The organism is Luteibacter aegosomatissinici (assembly GCF_023078495.1).
In the GTDB taxonomy this organism is placed as follows: domain Bacteria; phylum Pseudomonadota; class Gammaproteobacteria; order Xanthomonadales; family Rhodanobacteraceae; genus Luteibacter; species Luteibacter aegosomatissinici.
Genome location: NZ_CP095742.1, coordinates 4,059,132 through 4,083,882 on the forward strand (window position 1 = coordinate 4,059,132; position 24,751 = coordinate 4,083,882).

Below are 24,751 nucleotides of genomic sequence, written 5' to 3' on the forward strand. Positions count from 1 at the left end.
AATGGAGCGCCCCATGGCCACCGGTTCCACGCCATTGCCCAATTCGTCGTCCGCCGCGTCGACCCCGGGCGACACCCGTTACACGTATTTCCCGCTCGCCCTGGGCGTGATGACCACGATCTTTTTCATGTGGGGCTTCATCACCTGCCTTAACGACATCCTGATCCCGCACCTCAAGGCGGTGTTCGAGCTGAACTATGCGCAGGCGCTGCTCATCCAGTTCACCTTCTTCGGCGCGTACTTCATCATGTCGCTGCCCGCCGGCAAGCTGGTGAACGCCCTGGGCTACAAGAAGGGCATCGTCGCCGGCCTGATCATCACCGGTATCGGCGCTGCGCTGTTCTGGCCGGCCGCTGGCCTGCGCGTGTATGAGTTCTTCCTCGGCGCGCTGTTCATCCTGGCCACGGGTATCACCGTGCTGCAGGTCGCCGCCAACCCGTACGTCGCCCTGCTGGGCCCCGAGAAGACCGCCTCCAGCCGTCTTACCCTCGCCCAGGCGCTCAATTCGTTCGGTACCTTCCTCGCCCCGTTCTTCGGCGGCGTGCTGATCCTGTCGAACGAAGTGAAGTCCAGCGCCGACGTGGCCAAGCTTTCGGCCGCCGAGCAGGTCACCTACCGCGCGCACGAAGCCGCCTCTGTGCAGGGCCCGTACATCGGCCTGGCCGTGGTGCTGGTGCTGCTCGCCATCGGCGTGTACCTGTTCAACCTGCCGAAGCTGGAAGAAACCACCGAGAAGGCCGATGAAGGCCAGCACTCGCTGATGGATGCCCTGAAGACCCCGCACGTGTTCTTCGGCGTGCTCGGCATCTTCTTCTACGTCGGCGGCGAAGTGTCGATCGGCAGCTTCATGATCAACTACCTGCAGCTGCCGGAGATCGGCAACATGACCGGCCCGGTCGCCGCCAACCACGTGGCGTTCTACTGGGGCGGCGCGATGGTTGGCCGCTTCATCGGCTCGGCCCTGCTGGCCAAGTTCTCGCCGCGCAAGCTGCTGGCGGTGTTCGCCGTGATCAACGTGCTGCTGGTGATCACCACCATGGTGACCACGGGCTTCATCGCCACGTACAGCATCGTGGCCATCGGCCTGTTCAACTCGATCATGTTCCCGACGATCTTCTCGCTGGGCATCGAGCGCATGGGCCCGCTGACCGGCAAGGCCTCGGCCCTGCTGATCATGGCCATCGTCGGCGGCGCGCTGATCCCCTGGATCCAGGGCGTGATCGCCGACCAGATCGGCCTGCAGCATGCGTTCTTCATCCCGCTGATCTGCTACGCCTACATCGTGTTCTTCGGCCTTTCCGGCTCCAAGGTTCGCGGCACGCCTGTCGCCGCCCGTTAAGGACCTTCCATGGCGACGGCCGGCGCCCGCCGGCCGTCGCGTTTTCAACCGCACCAAGGACAGGCCGTACGCATGTCTTCAATCCTCTGCTTCGGCGAGGCGCTGATCGATTTCCACGCACAGCCCCAGGGCGGCGCCGGTCAGCCTCCCGCCTTCGTTCCGTTTGCCGGCGGCGCTCCCGCCAATGTCGCGGTCGCTGCCGCACTGCTCGGCGCTCGCGCCCGCTTTGCCGGCATGCTCGCCCGCGACATGTTTGGTGATTTCCTGCTCAAGAGCCTCACCGATCTCGGTGTCGGCACCGAGGACATCGCCCGCACCGACGAAGCGCGTACCGCGCTGGCGTTCGTGGCGCACGATGACAAGGGTGATCGCAGCTTCAGCTTCTACCGCCCTCCGGCGGCGGACTTGCTGTTCCGTCCCGAGCACTTCCGCAAGGAAGCGTTCGACGATGTCGCCATTTTCCACGTCTGTTCCAATTCGCTCACCGAGGGCGCCATCGCGGAAACCACGGTGGAAGGCATGCGCCGCGCCCGCGCCGCCGGTGCGCTGGTCAGCTTCGACATGAACCTGCGCCCGGCCCTGTGGCCCAAGGGCAAGGAACAGGATGAGCAGCTGTCGCGCCTGTGGCAGACGCTTTCCGAAGCCGACGTGATCAAGCTGAGCGCCGAAGAGTTCGCGGTGATCCACGCTGGCGCCGGCTCCGACGAGGCCGTGATGAAGCGCCTGTGGGAGGGCAAGGCCCGCCTGCTGCTGATCACCGATGGCCCTGCGCCGATGCGCTGGTTCACCCGCACGGGCAACGGCACCATCAACGGCTACACGGTCGATGCCGTGGATACGACCGCCGCGGGCGACGCGTTCGTGGGTGGCATGCTCGCGCGCCTGGCCGCCGAAGGCACCACGCACGCCGACCTGGATGCCCTGGTGGCCGACGAGGCCCGCCTTACCAGCCTTGTCCGCTTCGCCGCGGCCTGCGGTGCCATCACGGCCACCCGCAAAGGCTCGTTCACCGCCATTCCCGACCAGGCCGAAGTTGCGGCCTTTATGGAGAAGCACGCATGACGAACGTCCCCCTCCCCGATTTCCACAACGTGGATGTGCTGCGCGAGCACGTCGCCACCACGATGAAGTTCTACGCGCCGAACGAAGTCGACACGGCCGGCGGCTTCTTCCAGTACTACAAGGACGATGGTTCGGTGTACGACCGGGTGGACCGCCACCTCGTCTCGAGCACGCGCTTCGTGTTCAACCACGCCATGGCCTTCCTTGAATTCGGCAAGCCCGAAGACAAGGCACTCACCATGCACGGCCTGAAGTACCTGCGCGAGGTCCACCTGAACCCGGCAACGGGCGGTTACGCGTGGACCATCAAGGATGGCCAGCGCGACGACCAGATGAACCACTGCTACGGCCTGGCCTTCATGCTGCTGGCCTACTCGTGCGGCGTGAAGGTGGGCTTCGATGAAGCCCGCGCCTGGCAGGGCGAGATCTGGGACCTGCTCGAGAAGCGCTACTGGGAAGCCGGCCCGGGCCTGTACCGCGACGAGGCGGACAAGGACTGGAACTTCACCGGTTACCGCGGCCAGAACGCCAACATGCACATGTGCGAGGCCATGATCGCCGCGTGGGAAGCCACGAAGGAAGATCGTTACCTCGATCGCGCCCTGCTGCTGGCCGAGCACATGACCCAGCGCCAGGCGGGCCTTACCCCGCAGAAGCTGATCTGGGAGCACTACCACGAGAACTGGACGATTGACTGGGAATACAACCTGGACAATCCCAAGCACCTGTTCCGCCCGTGGGGTTTCCAGCCCGGCCACCAGACCGAATGGGCCAAGCTGCTCATGATGCTGGAGCGTTACACCAAGGGGACGGCGCGCCATAAGGCGTGGCTGGTGCCCACCGCCCGCCACCTGTTCGACGAGGCGCTGGACAAGGCCTGGGACAAGGAATACGGCGGCATCGCCTACGGCTTCTCGCCCGAAGGCGATGTGTGCGATGACGACAAGTACTTCTGGGTGCAGGCCGAATCCCTGGCCGCCGCGCAGCTGCTGTTCGAAACCACCGGCGATACGAAGTACGACGAGTGGTACGAGAAGATCTGGGCGTATAGCTGGGAGCACTTCGTCGATCACACATACGGCGCGTGGTACCGCATCCTCACTCGCGACAACAAGAAGTACGACGACGAGAAGAGCCCGGCCGGCAAGACCGACTATCACACGATGGGCGCTTGCTACGAAGTGATGGCCTCGCTGCGTCGCATGCAGGGCGCATAACGCGCCCTGGTAAGAGCGCACCCTGTGCGCGACATCTTTCACGATAGCGCCATAGAACCTGCGGCGATGTAGCGAAAGATGTCGCCCACAGGGTGGGCTCCTACGCGGAGCGCCTCTTTTTTGTGGGCGCTTTGCGCGCGGGGGTGTTTTTAGCGGCGGCCTTTTTGGCCGCCGTTTTCTTTGCGGGGGCCTTTTTCGCAGCGGCTTTCTTCGCGGGCGCGGCTTTCGTCGAGCTCTTCGCCGCCGGCGTGCGCTTCTTCGCGCCGATGCTCTTCTTCAGCAGTTCCATGAAATCGACCACGTTGGTCGTGGCGTGTTCGGGCACGTGCTCATCATCGTCATCCACGGCCGTGGTCACGCCCTTGCTCTTCAGGCGCTTTTCGATCGCCTTGCGCAGCTTGTCGCGGAAATCATCGCGGTAGTCATCGGGTTTCCACTTGCCGGCCATGGACTTCACCAGGTCGGAGGCCATCTCGATTTCTTTCGCTGTGATCCGGTACGACGCGGCCTCTTTTGTCGGCAGTCCATATTCCTCGGGATCCACCAGCTCGGCCTGGTAACGCAGGATGTTCAACAGCAGCGCATCGCCATCGGGGATCACCGCCGCGAGGTATTCACGGGTGCGGATCACCACCCGGCCGATGCCGACCTTGCCGGTCTTCTTCAGGGTCTCGCGCAGCAGCACGTAGCCCTTCTCCGCTTTCTTGGCCGGGGCCAGTACGTACGGCTTCTCGAAATAGGCCGGCGCGATCGAACCGGCATCCACGAAGCTATCGATCTCCACCGTCTCGTGGACATCGCTGGCGGCGCTGCGGATGTCTTCCTCCTCCAGCACCACGTAGTTGCCCTTCTGGTACTCGAAGGCCTTGACGATGTCCTTCCACGGCACTTCTTCACCGGTCTCGGCGTTCACCCGCTCGTAGCGCACCGGCGTGTTGTCACGCTGGTCGAGCATGCGGAAGTGGATATCAGTGCGGCGCTCGCCCGTCATCAGGCGGATGGGGACGTTGAGCAGGCCGAAGGACAAGGTGCCGGTCCAGATGGGGCGGGCCATGGGGGCGATCCTCTAGCAGAGGGGCCCTTGAGCATCGCGCCGGGCGTGTGGAGGAAATGTGGCGCCAGGCATTCCATCACCGTGTAGGAGCCCACCCTGTGGGCGATATCTTTTCGCGAGGGAGCCAGAGGGCCTGTCGCGTTTTGGCGAAAAGATGTCGCCCACAGGGTGGGCTCCTACGGCCTTCGAAAGGAGGCCTGCTTACGGGCTGACCACCGGCAGCTCGATCGCGCTGGCCTGGCCGGGCGTATGCCATACCTGCTGGGTGGCCTTCACGTAATCGGTGGGCTTGGCGAAGAAGATGTTCGGCACGAAGGTTTGCGGGTTGCGGTCGTACAGCGGGAACCAGCTGGACTGCACCTGCACCATGACCCGGTGGCCCGGCAGGAACGTGTGGTTCACCGTCGGCAGGCCGAACTTGTACTGCAGCGGCGTGTTCGGGGTGAGCGCCTTCGGCTCGCTGAAGCTTTCGCGGTAGCGGCCGCGGAAGATGTCCATCGAGACCGACAACTCATAGCCACCCATGGTCGGGTTCGATGCGTCCGTATCCGGGTACACGTCGATCAGCTTCACCACCCAGTCGCTGTCCGTGCCGCTGGTGGAGGCGTACAGGTTCACCTGCGGGGCACCCGCCACGCGCAGCGGTACGGTCAACGGTTCGGTGACGTAGGTAAGCACGTCCGGGCGGCCATCGACGAAGCGCTGGTCGTGCACCAGCCAGGTGGTCCACGACTGGCGATCGGCGAAGTGCACCGGGCGCGGCACATACGGTACCGGCTTGGCGGGATCGGAGACGTACTCATCGAACTTCGCCGCATCGGCGGCCGGGGCGGTGAACGACAGCGCGCCGTTCGCCTCCAGGTACAGCGGCTTCGTGCCCTTGGCCTGCGGCCACGACTTGAAGCGATCCCAGTGGTTTTCGCCGGTGTTGTAGATGAAGACCGGCGGCGTGTTCGCCTTGGGCGCGCCATCCACCAGGTACTGGTTGAAGAAGGGCAGCAACACATCGCGGCGGAACTGCAGGGCGGTATCGCCATCCCAGTTCAGCGCGCCGAGCGAATCCGCCCCGTAGTTCACCTGGCTGTGCCGCCACGGGCCCATCACCAGGTAGTTCTTGTCGTTGGCCTTGTCCTTCGGCTCCACGGCTTCGTAGCTGTGGATCGCGCCCCACATGTCTTCCTGGTCCCACAGGCCCTGCAGCCACATGGTCGGCACCTTCAGTGGCTGCTGCGCCATGACCTTGTCCAGCGCCTGGTTGGACCAGAACGCGTCGTAGGCCGGGTGCTCGCTCACCTTGCGCCAGTAGGGCAGCTGGTCGAGACCTGCGGCACGCGCGTAGTCGCCCGCGGAGCCGGCGCGCAGGAAGTTCTCGTAATCATCGTAACCGGCGCGGGTGATCTCGCTGCCCTTGCCGGTCTTCGCGGTCTGGCCGGTGAAGTAATCGAAGTTGGTCTGGCGGTAGGCGCCGTAGTGGAACCAGTCGTCACCCATCCAGCCATCCACCATGGGGCTTTCCGGGGCCGCTACCTTGAGCGCCGGGTGCGGGTTCACCAGCGCCATGACCACGGTGAAGCCCTCGTACGAGGAACCGAGCATGCCGACCTTGCCGTTGGATTCGGGCAGGTTCTTCACCAGCCAGTCGATCGTGTCGTACGCATCGGTGGAGTGGTCCACCTTGGTGTCGTTGAGCGGGCCGATCAGCGGGCGGGTCATCACGTAATCGCCCTTGGAGCCGTACTTGCCGCGGACATCCTGGAACACGCGGATGTAGCCGGCATCCACGAACACCTCATCGCCCTGGGGCAGCAGGTCGCGCATGGTGTGGGCGTCGCTGCGGGCCGCGCGGCCATCGGCGTTGTACGGCGTGCGGGTCAGAAGGATGGGAGCGTGCTTCGCGCCCTTGGGGATCACGATGACGGTGTGCAGCGTCACGCCATCGCGCATGGGGATTTCCACGACGCGCTTGATGAAGTCGTTCGCCGCGGTCGGCGCCTCGTACTTCGCCGGGATATCCGGGGTCATGGGCGCCGTCTGCGCGGCGGCAAGGCCAGCGGCGACAGCGAGGGAAAGGGCAAGAAGCGAGTACGGCAGCGTGCGACGGGTCATGGAGCGGTTCCTGTGGCAGTGGGACGACACAACCGCCCTAGCCTGCCCGATCCACGCCACGCACACCATGCCCAGTGGTCACACCGGCCGCGGGCAAAAAAAAACGCCGCACGGGGGCGGCGTCTTCTTGTCGACCTGGGCGCCTTGCGGCACCCAGGTCGTCAGCCATTACTGGCCAGCAGCGGTCGAAGCCGGAGCCGGAGCAGCCGTCGAAGCGGCGGCCGGGGCAGCAGCGTCAGCAGCCGGAGCGGTCGAAGCAGCAGCCGGAGCCTCAGCAGCCGGAGCAGCAGCCGGAGCGGTAGCAGCAGCAGCCGGGGCGGTGTCAGCAGCCGGGGCAGCAGCGTTGTCTTCGCTCTTGTTGCAGCCCGAGAGGGCGGCGACGGCGATGAGGGCGAGAGCGGCAATCGGGGCAAACTTCATGGTGTGTGGCTCCTCAAAATGTTTTTATGAAGCAAATGCGGTAGTGGATACCCCACCACCAAAGGCGGAACCCTCCACGGCTACCACCGCATTTGCGGATTTATCGATCTAACACCCTGGACGTACCTATCCGAAGATAACCGCGTCTAGGGTTCAACGACAATGGCGAAGCGAGTCCTGCAGGCTACCCGGCGCAGACGCGTTCCCAGCCATTTTCAGAATAAACGCGTCTTCACGCACGGGGCTAGCCCCCAGACTTGTCATGGTTAAGTTGGCATTATGACATGCCGTATACGCCGAGCGTCCCCACGGCGCGGGCCAGCCCGACCGGCAAACTGAACGCATATGCCTAAAAGCGCGTCATTTGGTGAAATGCGCCCACCCCGCGATCTCGCAGGAAAAGCACCGAACACGCCGGGGAACGTCGGCAACGGCGGCTGAATTCCTATGAACGAGGTCACAGCACACGACACGTGATGGTTGACAAACTGGCCGTCCGCGAAGGGCGTCACGCCTAGCCAGCGAGTTCGACGGCTTCGGGGCGGGCCCGGCGGGCCGTGATCGTGCTGCCGATGGAGGCCAGCACAATGAACCCGATCGCGAGCCACTGGTGGCCGGTCAGGTGCTCACCGAGCAACAGCATGGCCAGCAGCGACGCGACCGCGGGCTCCAGGCTCACCATGATCCCGAACGTCTGGCTGGGCAGCCGCTTCAGGGCCATCATTTCCAGCGACATGGGAATCGCACTGGAAACGATGGCGATACCCACGCCAGCCGCGAGGATGCCCGGATCGAGCAAGCTGGCACCGGCGTGTGCCACGCCAAACGGCACCACGACGAGGCTCGCCGCCACCAGGCCCAGCGACACCGAATGCCCGGCGTGCAGGTGTCCGGCCTGTTTGCCGAACAGGATGTACAACGCCCAGCACACCGCGGCGCCCAGGGCGAACATGACGCCAGTGGGATCCAGCGTGCTTTGCTGGCCAAGCGGCAACAGCATGGCCAGGCCCGTGATCGCGCTTGCCAACCACACGAAATCCACCGCGCGCCGCGATGACAACATGGCCACGGCCAGCGGGCCGCTGAATTCAATGGCGACGGCCAGGCCGAAGGGAATGGTGCGCAGGGCCATGTAGAACAGCAGGTTCATCACGCCCAGCGTCAGGCCATAGCGGATGACGAAGCCGGCATCGCGGCGGCTCAGCGGCCAGCGCCACGGCCGCCAGAACGCCAGCAGCACCAGGGCGGAAAAGCCAACGCGCAGGGCCGAGGTGCCCTCCGCGCCGACCAGCGGGAACAGCTTCTTGGCGAATGACGTGCCGATGCACAGCGACGTGACCGACCCGAGCACGGCAAGCGCGGGCAGCCAGGGGGATTTGTGGGCTTCCATCCATGCACTGTATCCGACGCACGTGGCGCAGGCTTATGCCATTCGGGACGAGCTGTTTTTCTCCGCAGGCAACGGCTGCCGCCAGTGTAGACATTGTGTTTCATATGGACATATAGTCTATCCATGACCACCCTCCCCGACTTCAACCTCGAAACCTGGTTCTCGCGCTGGGAATTTGCCGCGCGCTACAACCTCACCGCCTCGGATGCACAAAGCCTGCGTATCGAAGAGCTTCTGGCCATGGCGTCGCCCGGTGACCGCGAGGCATTTGAACAACTGCACCTGGGCTACACGCCGACGTACGGCGCGCCCGCACTGCGCGAGGCCATCGCAGGCACGTACGAGCAGCGCACCGCGGATGACATTCTTTGCTTCGCGGGCGCCGAGGAAGGCCTGTACATCGCCATGCGCGTGCTGCTGGAGCACGGCGACCATACGATCGTGGTCACCCCCAACTACCAATCGGCGGAGACGTTGCCGCTCGCCATCGGCGAGGTAACGGGTGTGCCACTGGATCCGGATGACCACTGGTCGCTGGATATCGACCGGGTGGCCGCCGCGATCCGCCCGAACACCCGCCTGGTGTCCATCAACTTTCCGCACAACCCCACCGGCAAGATCCTCGAGCGTGACCGCTTCGATGCGCTGGTCGCCCTTTGCCGCAAACACGGCCTGTGGCTGTTCAGTGATGAGGTGTACCGGCCGCTCGGCCCGACCGGCACCGTGTTCCTGCCGCAGGCCGCCGATGTTTACGAGCGCGGGCTTTCGCTGGGCGTGATGTCGAAAGCGTACGGGTTACCCGGCCTGCGTATCGGCTGGATCGCCTGTGCCGATCGCGGGCTGCTGCAGCGCATGGAGCGGTATAAGCACTACCTGTCGATATGTAACGCCGGCCCGTCGGAACAGCTGGCCCTTATCGCGCTGAAAGCGCGCGAGCGGATCCTGGCGCGGAACACGGCGATCATCGATGCCAACCTGGCGATGCTGGATGCATTCTTCGCGCGGCACACCGACCGGTTCACGTGGTACCGGCCCGATGGGGGTTGCGTGGCGTATCCGCGGTATCTCGGGGCGGAAGGGGTCGAAGCATTCTCCGCGGGCCTTGCCGAGCGCAGTGGCGTGTTGCTGTTGCCGGCATCGAACTACGTATCGTCACTGGGGCCCACACCGCCGGAACGCTTCCGCATCGGCTTTGGCCGCGCGGATGGTGCGGAGGCCGTCGCGGCCCTCGAAGCACACCTGGTGTAGGAGCCCACCCTGTGGGTGACATCTCTTCGCCACATCGCGACAGGTCCTGCGGCTTGTTCGCGAGAAGATGTCGCCCACAGGGTGGGCTCCTACGTGGGTTGGTCAGGCCGCTTTCATGCCGATTGCTTCCAGCTCATCCAGCACCTCGTGCGGGAGCACGATGGTGGCGGCGCTCAGGTTCTGGCGCAGGTGGGAAAGCGAGGACGTGCCCGGGATCAGCAGGATGTTCGGCGAGCGGTGCAGCAGCCACGCCAGCGCCACCTGCATCGGCGTTTCATCCAGGTGCTTTGCCACGGCCGCGAGGCGATCGGACTGCAGCGGGCTGAAACCGCCGAGCGGGAAGAACGGCACATAGGCGATGCCCAGGCTCGCCAGTTCGTCGACCAGCGCGTCGTCCTGGCGCTGCACCAGGTTGTACTGGTTCTGCACGCAGACCACTGGCGCGATGCGCTGGGCTTCGTGAACCTGCGCCAGCGTGGCATTGCTCAGGCCAAGGTGGCGGATCAGGCCCTTCTGCTGCAGTTCGGCGAGCGCCGTGAATTCCCGCTCCAGCGAACCTTCCTTCGGCGCGTGGATATCACCCATGAGGCGCAGGTTCACCACATCGATCACATCGACGCCCAGGTTGCGAAGGTTATCGTGCACGCCCTTCTGCAATTCGGCGGGCTTCATCGCCGGCAGCCACGAGGCATCGTCGCCGCGCGTCGCACCCACCTTGGTCACGATGGTGAGGTGATCGGGATACGGGCTCAGCGCTTCGCGGATCAGCTGGTTCGTGATGTGCGGACCGTAGAAGTCGCTGGTATCGATATGGTTCACGCCGGATTCGATCGCCTCGCGCAATACCGCCAGGGCGGTGGCGCGGTCCTTGGGCGGTCCGAACACGCCGGGCCCCGCCAGCTGCATGGCGCCGTAGCCGATGCGGTGTACCGGGCGGTCGCCGAGGGTCCAGCTGCCAGACTTCGAGATATCGATCATGGGGGTCGCTCCACGTTGGGTTGCGAGAACTATAGGGGCTGGGCGTTTGCGCGATAATCCGCTCAAACCGGCACGGGCCGTACGGCTTTCCGAACAATGACCGACTTCCAGGATCTGTCCGCCTTTCTCGCCGTGGTTCGCGCCGGCGGCTTTCGCGAGGCGGCGCGTATGGCGGGCCAATCGGCGTCCAGCCTGAGTGAAGCCGTGCGCCGGCTCGAAGCCGCCATGGGCGTGCGGCTGCTCAACCGCACCACCCGGTCTGTCGCGCCCACCGAGGTGGGCGCCCGGCTGGCCGAGCGGCTGGCCCCGGCCTTTGGCGAAGTCGAAGCGGCGCTGGATGTGGTGAACCACTTCCGCGACCGCCCGGCGGGCACGCTGCGCATCAACGTGCCGGCGAACGTGGCCCGGACCGTCCTTTCGCCCATCATTTTCCCGTTCCTTAAGCGCTACCCGGATATCCACCTCGAGATCGTCGTGGAAGACAGCTTCGTCGACCTGCTCGCCGCGGGCTGCGATGCGGGCATCCGCTACGACGAGCGGCTGGAACAGGACATGATCGCGCTGCCGATCGGCCCGCGAACCCAGCGTCTGGTCACCGCCGCATCGCCCGCCTACCTGCGCGAACACGGTACGCCCACGCACCCGCGCGATCTCCTGCAACACCGCTGCATGCGCGGCCAGTTCTCGGGTGGGCGCATACCGCTGTGGGAGTTCGAACGCGACGGCGAGGTGGTTCGCGTGGATCCACAGGGGCCGTTGCTGGTGCGACAAGGGGCCGCCTTCGATCTGGCGGCCGAAGGCGCGGTGGCCGGGCTCGGGATCATCCACCTGTTCGACGACTGGCTACGACCGCACCTTGAAAGTGGTGCGCTGGTCACCGTGCTCGACGACTGGATCCAGGCGTTCAGCGGGCCGTACCTGTACTACCCCGGGCGCAAGCACCTGCCCTCGCCGCTACGTGCCTTCGTCGATTTCATCCGCGAGGGCCCCGTCGGCTGAGTCGCTGCCGACACGGGCTTCGATCGCATCGGTGAACCGGCGCATCAAGCGCACCAGATCATCGAAATCCTTTCGGTCCCAGTCCTCGAACACCTGCTCGGCCATGCGGAAGCGCGCGGCGTCGAGCATGTCGGTCATCACCCGGCCTTCGTCGGTGATGACCGATTCGCGCACGCGCCGATCGCCCGGCTGGGGTTGCCGGCGTACAAGGCCCAGGCTTTCCAGCCGGGCCACCTGCCGGCTCACCGTCGTGTAGTCGCGACCCACCCGCTCGGCCAGATCCACCACGCCAATCGGGCCGAGCCGCTCGATCAGTACCAGGGGCGGAAACAGGGCCCTGTCGAGCTTGATCCCCGCCTCCCGGATCAGGGCCTCGTCGTTCTGCGGCCGGTTCATGGTGCTCACCAGACTGATCATCGACCCGTGCAGGGTACGCAGCTGGTCGTGAATATGTGCATCTTGCACATGTTTTTTGATTGGCATAGGATGCTCCCGCGATATGTGCATATTACACCTATATGGAGCCCGCCATGTCCCCCCATGTTTCCGTTGATGTCCTGATCTGTGGCGCCGGTGCGTCCGGCCTCACCCTCGCCATTGAACTGGCCCGCCGTGGGATCCGCTTCCGCGTGATCGAAAAGGAACCCGCGCCCTTCCGCGGCTCGCGCGGCAAGGGCATCCAGCCACGCACCCTCGAGATTTACGAGGACCTGGGTGTGGTGAACCGCATGCTCGCCACTGGTGGGCCCTACCCGCACGTGCGGGCGCACGCCGCCGATGGCAGCTGGAGCGATGCTGCCGCGATTGAAGCCGCCGCCTCCAGTCCAGCCGAACCCTACGGCACGCCATTGATGCTTCCCCAGTTCCTCACCGAAGGCATCCTGCGCGACCGCCTGGCCGAGCTGGGCGGCCAGGTCGAGTTCGGCCACGCCCTGTCGGCCTTTACCCAGGAAGCCGGTGGCATCGTGGCAACGGTGGAAGGGCCATCAGGGCCAGAGGCCGTGCGTGCCCGCTACCTCATCGCGGCCGATGGCGGACGCAGCGCCATTCGCAAAGCGCTTGATATCGATTTCCCCGGCAAGGAACTCGGCGTACGCGCCGTCGTTGCCGACGTGACGTTAAGCGGGCTCGATCGTGACGCATGGCATCGCTTCGGCGATGGCGATATGCAGCGCCAGCTTGCCGTTTGCCCGCTCGCCGGCACCGACCTGTTCCAGATCCAGGCGCCTGTGCCGTTGGAGGGCGATGTCGATCTCTCGGTGCACGGCATCGCCGGGTTCGTGCGTGAACGCAGCGGGCGCGACGATATTCATGTGCACGCGGTGCACTGGGCCTCTGCCTACAAAATGAGTGCGCGCCTGGCTGATCGGTACCGCGTGGGCGATGTATTCCTCGTGGGTGACGCTGCCCACGTGCACCCGCCCACCGGTGGCCAGGGCCTCAATACCAGCACACAGGATGCGTACAACCTGGGCTGGAAGCTCGCGGCCGTCATCCAGGGCGCGCCCGCGCCGCTGCTCGATACGTATGAAGAAGAACGCCGCCCCGTCGCCGCCGGCATGCTCGGCCTTTCCACACGCATGCTCGATGCCATGAAACAAGGCAGCCTGCGCCGCACACGCGAGGTGCAACAGCTCGATCTTGGCTATGCCGGCAGTTCGATCGCGCTGGACGCGCCGGCTCGTGTCGAAACCTCGTTGCTGGCCGGCGATCGTGCACCCGATGCCATGTTGCGCGGTGCCGGTGGCCAACCCGTGCGTCTGTTCGATCTGTACCGCGGACCGCACTGGACGTTGCTAGGCGTCGACACCTCGCGTACGTCGGTCGAGCCATGCGATGGTGTCGACACGCACGTGATCGGTGAACGCGACGAACTGCGCGACAGCGAAGGCCACTTTCATGCGGCCTATGGGCTGAAATCAGGCGACTGGGTGCTGGTCCGGCCGGACGGCTATGTCGGCGCGATCGTCGATAGCGCACACCTCCCTGACCTTCGCGCGTACATGCGTAGCGCGGGACTGAGCCCGCGCCACGCCACGGCCACTACTTCCGCAGCGGCCTGAAGGATTCACGCAGCTCGGTGACGAAGGCATCGGGCTGCTCCCACGCGGCAAAGTGGCCACCCGCGGGCAGGCGCTTGTAGTGGATCAGCTTGGGATAGGCTGCCTTTGCCCAGCTCTCCGGCGCCTGGTAGATCTCATCCGGGAACGCGCTTACCGCCACCGGGATCTGGATATTCTTCGGCGCGAAGAAGGGCAGCTTGCTTTCCCAGTACAACCGCGCGGACGACACCGCCGTGTTGGTGAACCAGTAGAAGCAGACGTTATCGAGGATGTCGTCCTTCGACAGGCCTTCCTTCTGGTCGTCGAACACACGGCGAATCATGCGGTAGCTGCGAATGTCGTGATCGATCATCCATGCAGCGAGGCCAATGGGTGAGTCGGCAAGCGCATAAAGTGTCTGTGGCCTGCCCGCCATCTCCTGCGCGTAACCCAGGCCGTGTTTGTAGAAGTCATCCAGTTGCTCGTAGGCCTTCTTTTCATCGGGGTTGAGGGTTGCCGGTGGTGGCGCACCCGCCGCGAGCAGCTTGGCGATATCGTCCGGTACCGTGGCCGCCATATTGGTGCTGATGCCCAGCAGCTCCGGTGGTGCCTGCACGGCCATCTGCTCGGATACCGCATTACCCCAATCACCGCCCTGGGCTACGAAATGCTTATAGCCAAGGCGTTTCATCAACACGGTCCAGGCGCGGGCGATGTGCTGCGGATCCCAACCCAAGGCGGTGGGCTTGCCCGAAAGGCCATAGCCCGGCAACGATGGAATCACCACATCGAACGCATCGGAAGCCTTGCCACCGTGCGCGGTGGGGTTCACGAGCGGATCGATCACCTTCAGCTGCTCGACAATCGAACCGGGCCAGCCGTGGGTAATGATCAACGGCAGCGCGTTCTTGTTCTTCGACTTCACGTGGATGAACTGGATATCCACGCCATCGATGGTCGTGACGAACATCGGGATCGCGTCCAGGCGTTTTTCGAACTTGCGCCAGTCGTAGCTCGTACCCCAGTACTCGGCGAGCTTCTTCATCGTGGCCAGCTGCACGCCTTGCGTATCGTCGGCGACGATTTCCTTGTCGGGCCACTTGGTGGCCTTCACCCGGCGGATCAGGTCGGCCAGATCGTCATCGGATACGTGCAGCCCGGGGAACGGGCGGATCGACGCATCGTCGGTCATGTCCAGCAGCATGCCGCTGCCGCCCGGTTCTGCCGCTGGCGTCGATGGCGGTGACGCATCCGCCGCGTACCCTGCCGGCGCAGAGCCGCCCAGCGCCAGCAACGGCGTGGTCATCAGTACGCCCAGCAACCCCGCAAGGGCCAACAGCACCCCACGTTTCGAACCCATGGCCCCGTGCATCATCGTGGAACCCTCATGCACCCGCCCTGCCTGGCCGGCGGTGCATCGTCGATAGAGGCAATCCCTCCGTGATTTGTAACCCCTGCGCATCCGTGCATGGGCGGCAGTAACTCACGAGTCTAGGCGCGGTGCACAGGCGAGACACTACGCCGTAAGGCCGACACGATGGCGCAAGAACGCGCAATAAAAGGCAAGTTCCTGGCCTTAACGCGAACGCAGCAGCGCGAGCAATACGGTGGCGCCGGGCCCGGAAGAAGCCGGGTTCTGGCCTGTCACCAGCTTGCCGTCGATGAGTACGTAGGGCTTCCAGTCATCGGCCTTCGAGAACACCCCGCCCTTCGCCTTCAGCTCATCCTCGACCAGGAACGGCACGACCTTGGTGAGCTGCACCGCTTCTTCTTCGGTATTGGTGAAGCCGGTGACCTTCTTACCCTTCACCAGCCAGTTGCCATCGGGCGCCTTAACATGGCGCAAGACGCCGGGCGCATGGCACACCAGCGCAAGGTATTTGCCGGCAGCGTAGAACGCCTCCAGCAGCGCGATGGAATCCGGGTCTTCCGCCAGGTCCCACATCGGCCCATGGCCGCCGGGATAGAACACCGCATCGAAACCATCGTGGGTCACGCCCGCAAGCTTCACGGTATTGGCCAGCGCCGCCTGCGCTTCCTTGTCCTGCTTGTAGCGCGTGGTCAACTCGGTCTGGAATTCCTTTTCGTCACTCTTCGGATCGAACGGTGGCTGCCCACCCTTGGGCGAACTCAACACCATCTCCACGCCCGCTTCCTTGAACACGTAGTACGGCGCGGCGAATTCCTCCAGCCAGAAGCCGGTTTTCTTGCCGGTGTTGCCAAGCTGGTCGTGGGACGTGATCACCATCAGGATTTTCATGGGCGCACCTCGTCACAGGAAGGAGAAGCGGAATCGTTTGCCTCCCACCCGGCCAGTGGATTGCCGATTTTCACGCGTACTTGCGAATTTTTGCCGCGGCAGTTTGGCGTGTGTTAGTTCGAGGGGATCGAGGGTGCCGCCTCCTGCTGACCACTCACATCAAATGCCGCGCGAATCATGCCATTCACGATCAGCTCCACGACACGTTCATCGCCGCTCCATCGAATAGCCAGATCGTGACGGTCGTATCGAAACGGACCAACGAATACACGCACTGCACCGATGATTCTCTGACCTTCGTGACGTCTGAGATCATAGAGGTAGAAGTAGCCTGCATCGTCGTCATGCTCATACACTCCAGCGAGACTTCCATCCGAGTTTGCCCGGTACTCAAAGATATCGTTGGTTGCCATCGAATGACCACGGATGAAAGTAAGTCCAGCGCGACCCGCCGTAGATGATGTTGGCGCGATCGTGCGTCTGATCCAGGGATGCGTTCGTCCTACGCCGTCTTCACGGATTCGATGCCTCCGCCCAGTGCGTTTTCGGGCCGCGCCCTGATCCGGCGGGCGGACCCGTTCCCCTGATGCACGGGTCCCCCCTACAATCCGCGCAAATACCAATGGACGGGCTCAGGGGGCCTTATGTGGGGAATGGAGAAGAACATCTTGCGCCACAGTCTATCTGGCGGTTTTCGCGCGCTACGCGCGTCGCTGGCGATTTCAATACTTGCGCTGACGGGATGCGCCACCGGGCTGTCGCCCGCCACGCTCAGGACGCCCGCTCACGCCGATAGGGTCACGCTGACCGAGGTGGCGAGCTACACCGTTCTGGCCGGGCTCTTTAAAGTGCCATGGAGCTACACACTGCAGCCAGGCGTGTATACCGCCGAGAAGGAAGACGCCGGCGGTACATACTTCCGGGGGCCGCCCGGTTCGGTCGCCGTGCACATGGGTGATCCCAAGGGGCCGACCTGGCACCACACGGGAGGCATATGGCTGCCGCGTGATGCATCAAAGTCGCCACGCATGTACCACTATGGTGGCGATAACGATAATTACGGCGATGCCATGCAGGCCGGTGGCGCTATCGGCGCAGCTTTCCTTGCCGCAGCGAACAAGGCGGAGGACGGTAAGATCCTTCTCGATCCTTCCCCTGCCGACGCCACGTTCGGAACGACGGTGCGATCGAAACTGTCCGCAGCCGCGCAGTAGTCGGAAGCGGAGCGGGGCACGGCATCGCTAGTGCGATGCCGCCTTCGTCGCAATCCCGGCCACATCGTGCACGTGCTGGTTGTCTAGAACGGAATATCGTCGTCATCAAAGCCTTCGTTGACCGGCGGGGCCGAACGCTGCGGGGCGTTGCCGCCACCGCGCTGCTGGCCGTAGTCGTCGCCGCCGCGGTTGCCACCGCCGTAGCCGCCACCCTGGCCGCCGCGCTGCTGGCCACCGCCACCACCGCCGCCCCAGTTGCCGCCGCCACCGCCGCCACCGCCGTAGTTGCCGCCGCCCTGGCCGCCGCGGGCCTGCTGCGGACGGCTGCCGCCGCCGAAGCCGCCACCACCGCCGCCTTCGCCGCCGCCCTGACCGCCGAGCATCTGCATTTCGTTCGCGATGATGTCGGTGCTGTAGCGCTCGACGCCATCCTTATCCGTGTACTTGTCGGTACGCAGCGAGCCTTCGATATAGACCTGGCGGCCCTTCTTCAGGTATTCGCCGGCGATCTCGGCCAGCTTGCCGAACAGCTTCACGCGGTGCCACTCGGTGCGTTCCTGCTTCTCGCCGCTCTGCTTGTCGTTCCAGGCTTCCGATGTAGCGATGCGCAGGCTGGTGATCGCCGTGCCGCTGCCGGTGTAACGGGTTTCCGGATCCGCGCCGAGGTTGCCGACGATGATGACCTTGTTGATGCCGCGTGCCATTGATTTTCCTCGAGTACGTGATGCGCCCTTCGCACCAGGCAGCCAGGGGGCCACCGGAAGAGCGGACCGGATAGTGTGGGCGATGGTGCGGCCTTCGGCAATCATGTAGCAAGCGGTCGGCGCCGCGACTTGATGTCGGCGCCCGTCTCACCCGCCGCGATCCTGCCGGTCGGGCGTCGCATCGCCTGAGATGCCCTTGTAGGAGCGCGCTTGCGCGCGATTAGGGGTACCCGCTCAGTCCGATGCCGGCGCGTCGCCGATCGCGCGCGAGCGCGCTCCTACAAGGGCGTTGGCGTTCCAGAGGACCAGAGGGAGCCAGGCCAGTGTGAGCGCGGCGGCGGCGCCGAAGACGCCGTGCAGGCCAAGGGCGCCCAGCGCCAGGCCGCCGATGGCACCGCCGACGAAGGCGCCGAAGAACTGGCTGGTGGAGTACGCGCCCATGGCCGCACCACGCAGGTGGGCCGGGGCGATGCGGGAGACCAGGCTGGGCAGCGCCGCCTCGAGCAGGTTGAAGGCGGAGAAGAACACCGCGGCGGCCAAGCCCAACAACCATTCATGGGTGGTCGCGAGGGCCATCCCGGCCATCGCCAGGCCCAGCGCCACCACGCAACCCACGACCACACGAGCGCTGCGGGCCGTATCGCGCATGCGCGGCATGAAGGCCCCCATGACCAGCGCGGCGATCACCATCACCGGCAGATACAGGGTCCAGTGCCGCGCCACCGGCACGCCAAAGGTATCGGTCAGCAGGATGGGCAGGCCGACGAAGCTGGCGGTGAGCAGCGCGTGGAGGAAGAACACCGAGCCATTGAGCACCAGCATGCGCCGGTCGCGCAGCATGGCCAGGATGTCGCGGAAGGTGCCGGTCGCCGGGCGAACGGCCTGCGCCGGGGTCGGGGTCGGTACCAGCCACCACAGCATCAGCATGGCCACGAGCGCCAGCACGGAGGTCAGCCCGAACAGGCCGCCCAGCCCAGCCACCGATTCCAGCGGTGGCCCGAGGATCAGCGCCAACAGGAATGAAAGGCCGATGGATACACCGATGATGCCCATGACCTTGCTGCGGTTCGCATCGGCCGTCAGGTCGGCGGCCAACGCCGTACCGGCGCCTGCCACGGCGCCCATACCCTGCAGGGCCCGGCCCAGCACAATGCCCATGAGGGTATGCGATGTCGCAGCCACGAGGCCGCCCGCCGCGAACACGACGAGGCCCAGCGTGATGGCCGGCTTACGGCCGATGCGGTCGGAGAGCATGCCCAGTGGCACCTGGAGCAGCATCTGGCCGATGCCGTACACGCCCAAGGCCAGGCCAACCAGCCACGGGGTCGCATCGGGCATGGCCCGGGCGTACACGGAAAACACGGGAAGGATCAGGAACAGGCCGAACAGCCGGAGGCTGATCACGAGGGCCAGGGTCAGGGCGCTACGACGTTCCAGGGGACTGAGCTGGGGCACCGACGGTTCGATCCAAGGGCGGCACCGGGGCCAGTGCCGGGCGTGATTATACGGATCGCGCTACCGTGACGATTCAAAGCACCGCCGCATCCTTCATAATATGGGCTGATTTGCCGCATCCATGACGGGCCCATGCCATCCATTGCCGAAAGCCAGACCCCTATTGATTTCGCCAGCGTCCGCGCCTTGGCCGCTGACGACATGCGGGAGGTGGATGCACTCATCCGGCACCGGCTGTCGTCCGATGTGGTGCTGATCAACCAGATCGCCGAACACATCATTGCCGGTGGCGGCAAACGGCTGCGGCCCATGCTGCACGTTCTGGCGGCCCGCGCCGCGGGTTACCAGGGCATCGAGCACGCCAAGCTAGCGGCCATTATCGAATTCATCCACACCTCCACCCTGCTCCATGACGATGTGGTGGATGAATCGGATATGCGCCGCGGCCGGAAAACCGCCAATGCGCTGTGGGGTAATGCCGCCAGCGTGCTGGTCGGCGATTTCCTCTATTCGCGTTCGTTCCAGCTGATGGTGGAGCTGGACGACATGCGGATCATGCGCATCCTGGCCAACACCACGAACACCATCGCCGAGGGTGAGGTGCTGCAGCTGCTTAATATCGGTAATGCCGATGTGGATGAAGCGGCGTACCTGGCCGTGATCGAACGCAAGACCGCCGTGCTGTTCGCCGCGGCGACCGAGCTGGGCGGCGTGCTGGGCGGGCTGCCCGATGACCAGGTGGCCGCGCTGCGCCGCTACGGCATGGAGCTGGGCTACGCGTTCCAGATCGCGGACGACCTGCTCGATTACGTCTCCGATGCCGATACGCTGGGCAAGAACATTGGCGACGACCTGGCGGAGGGCAAGCCGACCCTGCCGCTTATTTACGCGATGCAGACGGCGGATCCGGACCAGCTGAAGTCGCTGCGCCATGCCATTGAGCACGGTGGGCTGGATTCACTGGATCGCATCATTGCGGCCATTCGCGATTCGGGTGCGCTGGATCGCGTGCACGAGAAGGCGGTTTCGCATGCGGTGGCCGCGCGTGAAGCGCTGGCCGTGTTGCCTGCATCCGCATTCCGCGATGCGCTGGCGACGCTGGCGGATTATTCCGTCGAGCGCCGGTTCTAAGCCGATGTCGCCCACAGGGTGGGCTCCTACCCATGGTGGAGCCCACCCGGCGACGTCGGTGGTTATTTCTTGAAGGCTTCGGTTAGCCAGGCTTTCATGGCAGCGTAGGCGCGTGTGGCTACCTTGGCGTCGTAGCGGCAGTTGCCCGTGGCGTCGGTAGCTTCTTTCTCGGTGAAGCAATGCACGGCATTGCCATAGTCCACCGAGGCCCAGTCGATCTTGTCGGCGCGCATTTCCGCTTCGAAGGCGGCGCGCTGTTCCGGCGGCACGTTCGCATCATCGGCGCCATTGAGCGCCAGCACGTGCGTGTTGGGCTGGATCTTCGAGCCGAGCTTCGAGTCATCGGAAAGCAGGCCGTGGAAGGTCACCACCGCCGCTACATCCGCACCGGTGCGGGCCAGGTCGAGCACGGCGGAACCGCCGAAGCAGAAGCCGATCGCCGCGAGGTGGGCGGGATCGATCGGCGCATTTTTCTCCTGCGCCTTCAATTCATCGAGCGCACGCGTGACGCGGGCGCGCATGAGCTTGCGATCGCCGTAAAGCGGCTTCACCGCGGCACCGGCTTCGTCAGCACTCTTCGGCCGCGTATCACCACCGTACATGTCGGTCAGCAGGATCACGTAATCCCTGCCGGCGATCTCCTTGGCCTTGGCCACGGCCATATCGTTGATGCCGTACCAGTTCGGGACCATGACCAGGCCGGGGCGCTTGGTCTTCACCGCGTCGTCGTAGACGAGGAAGCTCTTGTAGGTCACGCCGCCCTCGGTCCACTGGACCGGCTTGGCGACCATGGCTGCGTGGGCGCTACCCGCGGCGCCCATGACGAGGAGTGACAAGGCAAGCAACGTACGGCGCATCGGCGTTCTCCTTCAGGAAGTGGCCGAAGCATATAGCTAACGCGTGCGTAGGAGCCCACCCTGTGGGCGTTGCCCTTTGCATCGCCGCCATAGGGCCTGCTCGCCTCGCGAAAAGATGTCGCCCACAGGGTGGGCTCCTGCGATCGGTTGCGACTTAACTAGAGGCCGGCGGCGTGTTGGGACAGTTTGCGTTTCAGGGGCGTCAGGCGGTCGAGCAGGCGTACGCCCAGGCCGCGGGCGGTGACGAGCGGTGACGCGCTCCAACTGTAGATTCGCGCAAGCGCATCGAAGGAGCGAGCATCCAGTTCATCGGCGCTACGGCGGCGGCGGGCGTAGCGGCGCAGCACATGGGTGGCGGCGAAGTCCCGGCCGGCGGCACGCGCTTCGGCCAGCGTGTCGCGCAGTTCGGCCACGTCGCGCAGGCCCAGGTTCACGCCCTGCCCCGCGAGCGGGTGTACCGCGTGGGCGGCATCGCCCAGCAGCACCAGCCGCCCCACTTCGTAGCGATCGGCCAGCTTCAGGCGCAGCGGGAATGCTGCGCGGCGGGTGACGCTTTCGATCGGACCCAGGCGGAAATCGCTGGCGACGCCGAGCGCCGCGCGGAACGCGTCATCATCCAGCGCCAGCACACGCTGCGCCTCGGGTTCGGGCAGCGACCACACGATGGAACTGCGCCCGTCCGCCAAGGGCAGGAAGGCCAGCGGGCCGCCGGGAAGAAAACGCTGCCATGCCGTGCGTTCGTGCGGGCGCGCGGTACCCACATGGGCCACGACGCCGCGCTGCGCATAATCGCGCCCATGCGTACCGATGCCGACCATGGCGCGTAGTGGCGATTCCGCGCCATCCGCCGCCACGACCAGCCTCGCCGCAAGCACCTCTCCATCGGCCAGCTCCAGCTGCGCGCGATCCTCGCGCATGCTGTAGCCGGTCACCTCGGCGGGTACCACGCGGCGTACGCCGGCATCATCGAGCGCGTGCCAGAGCACTGCCTGAACCAGGTTGTTCTCGACGATGTAGCCGAGCACGTCGCGGCCCTCATCGGCCGCGTCGAAATGCAGGGTCGCGCCGTTTTCGGCATCCCACACCACCATGCGCTCATACGGCGAGGCACGGCCTTCACGAATGCGCTGCCAGACACCCAGCTGGTCCAGCAACTGGATCGACGACGGGGCCAGCCCGACCACGCGCAGGTCTACGTCATGGGCTGCGGCCCATGCGGCCGGTTCACGGGCATCGACCAACGCAACGCTGAAGCCGGCACGGGCCAGCGCAAGCGCGGCCGCCGCACCGACCATGCCACCACCCACGATGGCGACATCGAGCAAGCCGCCACGACGACGGGATGTTTCGTTGGCCCAGGCATCGCTCACGGTGTCTTCTCCCGCACGGCAAAGGGCGCGTTCGCGCGGAAGCCCATGCCACGGCGGCTCAACGCATGGCGAAGGGGCGGCACACGGTCCAGCGCCAGCATGGCCAGCGAACGCAACGGCCCCAGCAGGGGCTGGTCAAGGCAGGCCAACCGGACCAGGCCGTGACTCATCGCCATGGTGCCCTCACGATCGGGGGTTCGGCGGCGTACGTACTCAGCAAGCAGGCCGGCATCGCCCGGGTCGCCACCCGCGGCGACAAGCTCCGCCAGGGTGAGCGCATCGCGCAGGCCCAGGTTGAAGCCCTGGGCGCCAATCGGATGCACGGTCTGCGCGGCATTGCCTACCAGCACCGCGCGCGGGCCGGTGAGGGCCTCCGCCGCGACTCGTCGGATGGGGTACGGCACACGCTTGCCTGGCCGGGTAAGACGACCGAGCCGCCAGCCGAACCGCTTCTGGGCAAAGGCCGCAAACGTGGCGTCATCCATGCCGGCCACCTCGTCGGCGCGCTCAGCATTCACCGTGAGGACCACGCCAACACGCCGCTCGGCCAGCGGCAGGACCGCGACCGGGCCGTCATCGGTGAAGCGCTCGAACGCCCGGCCACGCGGATCTCGCTCGGGGGTCATGGTGCTCACGAACAGCGCCTGCTGGTAATCGTGTTCACGCGTGCCGATGCCCAGTTGCGCGCGAATGCCCGAGGTGGTGCCGTCGGCACCGACCAGCAAAGGCGTCGTGACCTGCGTCGTGCCCTCCGGGCCTGCGATGGTGACCCGCCACCCGCCGTCCACCGGCTCGATCTGCTCCACCCGCGCCGGGGCGCGGCGCACCAGCAGGCGGCACGTGGCCAGCCGGTTCAGCAACGCCTCGCCCAATTCGCGGGCGGGCAAGGTCCAGCCCAGCGCATCCACGCCTTCGGCGGCGGCATCCATGCGCACGCTGCCGAAATCCCCGGCCCGGCTCGTATGGATATGCGTGATGGGCGTGGCCCGCTGGCGGGCCAGGTCCCACACGCCAATCGACGCCAGGCCGTTCACAGTGGCCCGCGCGAGCGCGAGGTTGCGCTCGTCGTAGCTGGGCTGGTCGCCTACCCGGGGTGCGGCGGCCTCCACCAGCATGGCGGGGATGCCGGCGGTATCCAGGGCGATGGCAAGGCTGGCGCCGACCAGGCCGCCGCCGACAATAAGGATGGGAGATGCAGGGCTCATCCGCCGATGATAACGCCGCAAGGTGCAGGCGCCGTGGGTGCGGCGGCCCGCCGCACGCTAGAATCGGCCGATGGGTAACCGACTCTCGAAGATCTACACACGTACCGGCGATGACGGCAGCACCGGCCTGGGCGATGGCAGCCGCACCGGCAAGGATTCCCTGCGGGTGGCCGCCTATGGCACGGTCGATGAGCTCAACAGCACGCTGGGCATGGTCATCGCCAGCGACGGCGTGGGTGAGGACATCCGCGAGGTGCTGGTCCAGGTGCAGCACGAGCTGTTCGACCTGGGCGGCGAACTGTGCATCCCGGGCATGGCCATGGTGCAGGGCAAGGACATCGACCGGCTCGAGACGGTGCTCGATGCGTTCAACGCCGACCTGCCCGCGCTGAAGGACTTCATCCTCCCGGGCGGCGGCATGGCCGCGTCGACCTGCCACCTTGCGCGCACCGTGTGCCGCCGCGCCGAGCGCGAGGTGGTGGCTTTGGGCCGCGTCGAGGAAGTGCGCCCTGAAGCGCAGCGTTACCTGAACCGGCTTTCAGACTTGCTGTTCGTGCTCGCGCGCGTCCTGGCGCGGCGCAGCGGCCATGGCGAAGTGCTGTGGCAGCACGAGCGCCGCCCGCGCGGCTGAGCGGGCGGTGTAAGCTCAAGGGCACTGGCCCGGCGATCGCCGCCGTGCCCTCGCCAGGGGTTGGAGCTT

The 24,751-nt window shown here is 65.5% G+C and carries 22 protein-coding genes; 9 read left to right on the forward strand and 13 right to left on the reverse strand.

The annotated features are described in order from the left end of the window. The first annotated feature begins 13 nt into the window (after positions 1-13). The 3 genes from fucP (at position 14) to L2Y97_RS18320 (ending at position 3,618) form a co-directional block, all read left to right on the forward strand. Positions 14-1,339: an L-fucose:H+ symporter permease gene (gene fucP, locus L2Y97_RS18310; RefSeq protein ID WP_425492782.1), complete on the forward strand. Its 1,326-nt coding sequence runs from the start codon at positions 14-16 to the stop codon at positions 1,337-1,339. Between the two features lie 72 nt (positions 1,340-1,411). After that, complete coding sequence (locus tag L2Y97_RS18315; RefSeq protein ID WP_247429486.1) at positions 1,412-2,401, forward strand: carbohydrate kinase family protein; 990 nt, start codon at positions 1,412-1,414, stop codon at positions 2,399-2,401. Beyond that, positions 2,398-3,618, forward strand: a complete 1,221-nt coding sequence (locus tag L2Y97_RS18320; protein WP_247429488.1) for an AGE family epimerase/isomerase — start codon at positions 2,398-2,400, stop codon at positions 3,616-3,618. The genes L2Y97_RS18315 and L2Y97_RS18320 overlap by 4 nt, the downstream gene beginning before the upstream one ends. Positions 3,619-3,718: 100 nt before the next feature. Here the strand turns inward: L2Y97_RS18320 and ku are convergent, their stop codons facing one another. The 3 genes from ku to L2Y97_RS18335 all read right to left on the reverse strand — a co-directional run bounded on the left by ku (position 3,719) and on the right by L2Y97_RS18335 (position 8,588). After that, on the reverse strand, positions 3,719-4,672 hold the full coding sequence (gene ku / locus L2Y97_RS18325) for a non-homologous end joining protein Ku (protein ID WP_247429490.1): 954 nt from the start codon (positions 4,670-4,672) through the stop codon (positions 3,719-3,721). A 201-nt stretch (positions 4,673-4,873) separates the two neighbouring features. Next, the gene (locus tag L2Y97_RS18330) at positions 4,874-6,778 is read right to left on the reverse strand and encodes a CocE/NonD family hydrolase (protein WP_247429491.1); all 1,905 of its coding nucleotides are present in this window, start codon (positions 6,776-6,778) and stop codon (positions 4,874-4,876) included. Between the two features lie 934 nt (positions 6,779-7,712). Continuing rightward, positions 7,713-8,588: an EamA family transporter gene (locus tag L2Y97_RS18335; protein WP_247429492.1), complete on the reverse strand. Its 876-nt coding sequence runs from the start codon at positions 8,586-8,588 to the stop codon at positions 7,713-7,715. A 123-nt stretch (positions 8,589-8,711) separates the two neighbouring features. Here L2Y97_RS18335 and L2Y97_RS18340 point away from each other — a divergent pair, with 123 nt between their 5' ends. After that, positions 8,712-9,836, forward strand: coding sequence for an aminotransferase class I/II-fold pyridoxal phosphate-dependent enzyme (locus tag L2Y97_RS18340; protein WP_247429495.1), 1,125 nt, complete (start codon positions 8,712-8,714; stop codon positions 9,834-9,836). A gap of 102 nt (positions 9,837-9,938) precedes the next feature. On the opposite strand, the gene L2Y97_RS18345 is transcribed toward L2Y97_RS18340, so the two are convergent. Continuing rightward, positions 9,939-10,814 carry an aldo/keto reductase family oxidoreductase gene (locus L2Y97_RS18345; protein ID WP_247429497.1) on the reverse strand — a complete coding sequence of 292 codons (876 nt, stop codon included), beginning with the start codon at positions 10,812-10,814 and terminating at the stop codon, positions 9,939-9,941. A gap of 114 nt (positions 10,815-10,928) precedes the next feature. Here L2Y97_RS18345 and L2Y97_RS18350 point away from each other — a divergent pair, with 114 nt between their 5' ends. Beyond that, the gene (locus L2Y97_RS18350; RefSeq protein ID WP_247436894.1) at positions 10,929-11,813 is read left to right on the forward strand and encodes a LysR family transcriptional regulator; all 885 of its coding nucleotides are present in this window, start codon (positions 10,929-10,931) and stop codon (positions 11,811-11,813) included. On the opposite strand, the gene L2Y97_RS18355 is transcribed toward L2Y97_RS18350, so the two are convergent. Continuing rightward, positions 11,769-12,209 (reverse strand): MarR family winged helix-turn-helix transcriptional regulator, encoded by a 441-nt coding sequence (locus L2Y97_RS18355; protein ID WP_247436897.1) that lies wholly within the window; start codon positions 12,207-12,209, stop codon positions 11,769-11,771. The two genes, L2Y97_RS18350 and L2Y97_RS18355, sit on opposite strands and share 45 nt — an antisense overlap. Positions 12,210-12,343: 134 nt before the next feature. Here L2Y97_RS18355 and L2Y97_RS18360 point away from each other — a divergent pair, with 134 nt between their 5' ends. Then, positions 12,344-13,876, forward strand: coding sequence for an FAD-dependent oxidoreductase (locus L2Y97_RS18360; protein ID WP_247429498.1), 1,533 nt, complete (start codon positions 12,344-12,346; stop codon positions 13,874-13,876). Here L2Y97_RS18360 and L2Y97_RS18365 read toward each other — a convergent pair. The 3 genes from L2Y97_RS18365 to L2Y97_RS18375 form a co-directional block, all read right to left on the reverse strand. Continuing rightward, entirely contained in the window at positions 13,857-15,215 is a 1,359-nt protein-coding gene (locus L2Y97_RS18365; RefSeq protein WP_247429500.1) for an epoxide hydrolase family protein, read from the reverse strand. The genes L2Y97_RS18360 and L2Y97_RS18365 overlap by 20 nt on opposite strands. 216 nt (positions 15,216-15,431) lie before the next feature. Continuing rightward, positions 15,432-16,115 (reverse strand): type 1 glutamine amidotransferase domain-containing protein, encoded by a 684-nt coding sequence (locus L2Y97_RS18370; protein WP_247429502.1) that lies wholly within the window; start codon positions 16,113-16,115, stop codon positions 15,432-15,434. Positions 16,116-16,228: 113 nt separating this feature from the next. Then, positions 16,229-16,528, reverse strand: a complete 300-nt coding sequence (locus tag L2Y97_RS18375) for a DUF2251 domain-containing protein (RefSeq protein ID WP_247429504.1) — start codon at positions 16,526-16,528, stop codon at positions 16,229-16,231. A gap of 240 nt (positions 16,529-16,768) precedes the next feature. Here L2Y97_RS18375 and L2Y97_RS18380 point away from each other — a divergent pair, with 240 nt between their 5' ends. Further along, entirely contained in the window at positions 16,769-17,329 is a 561-nt protein-coding gene (locus L2Y97_RS18380) for a hypothetical protein (RefSeq protein ID WP_247429506.1), read from the forward strand. A gap of 83 nt (positions 17,330-17,412) precedes the next feature. On the opposite strand, the gene ssb is transcribed toward L2Y97_RS18380, so the two are convergent. Then, the gene (ssb, locus tag L2Y97_RS18385; protein ID WP_247429508.1) at positions 17,413-18,033 is read right to left on the reverse strand and encodes a single-stranded DNA-binding protein; all 621 of its coding nucleotides are present in this window, start codon (positions 18,031-18,033) and stop codon (positions 17,413-17,415) included. Positions 18,034-18,267: 234 nt separating this feature from the next. Then, positions 18,268-19,488 carry an MFS transporter gene (locus tag L2Y97_RS18390; RefSeq protein WP_247429509.1) on the reverse strand — a complete coding sequence of 407 codons (1,221 nt, stop codon included), beginning with the start codon at positions 19,486-19,488 and terminating at the stop codon, positions 18,268-18,270. A 132-nt stretch (positions 19,489-19,620) separates the two neighbouring features. On the opposite strand from L2Y97_RS18390, the gene L2Y97_RS18395 reads away from it, so the two are divergent. Further along, positions 19,621-20,619, forward strand: coding sequence for a polyprenyl synthetase family protein (locus tag L2Y97_RS18395; protein WP_247429511.1), 999 nt, complete (start codon positions 19,621-19,623; stop codon positions 20,617-20,619). A 62-nt stretch (positions 20,620-20,681) separates the two neighbouring features. On the opposite strand, the gene L2Y97_RS18400 is transcribed toward L2Y97_RS18395, so the two are convergent. The 3 genes from L2Y97_RS18400 to ubiH form a co-directional block, all read right to left on the reverse strand. Continuing rightward, positions 20,682-21,476, reverse strand: a complete 795-nt coding sequence (locus L2Y97_RS18400; RefSeq protein WP_247429514.1) for a dienelactone hydrolase family protein — start codon at positions 21,474-21,476, stop codon at positions 20,682-20,684. Between the two features lie 158 nt (positions 21,477-21,634). After that, positions 21,635-22,771: a UbiH/UbiF/VisC/COQ6 family ubiquinone biosynthesis hydroxylase gene (locus L2Y97_RS18405; RefSeq protein ID WP_247436900.1), complete on the reverse strand. Its 1,137-nt coding sequence runs from the start codon at positions 22,769-22,771 to the stop codon at positions 21,635-21,637. A gap of 71 nt (positions 22,772-22,842) precedes the next feature. After that, positions 22,843-24,051 (reverse strand): 2-octaprenyl-6-methoxyphenyl hydroxylase, encoded by a 1,209-nt coding sequence (ubiH, locus tag L2Y97_RS18410; RefSeq protein WP_247429517.1) that lies wholly within the window; start codon positions 24,049-24,051, stop codon positions 22,843-22,845. Between the two features lie 70 nt (positions 24,052-24,121). On the opposite strand from ubiH, the gene L2Y97_RS18415 reads away from it, so the two are divergent. Continuing rightward, positions 24,122-24,682: a cob(I)yrinic acid a,c-diamide adenosyltransferase gene (locus L2Y97_RS18415; protein ID WP_247429520.1), complete on the forward strand. Its 561-nt coding sequence runs from the start codon at positions 24,122-24,124 to the stop codon at positions 24,680-24,682. Positions 24,683-24,751 lie beyond the last annotated feature (69 nt).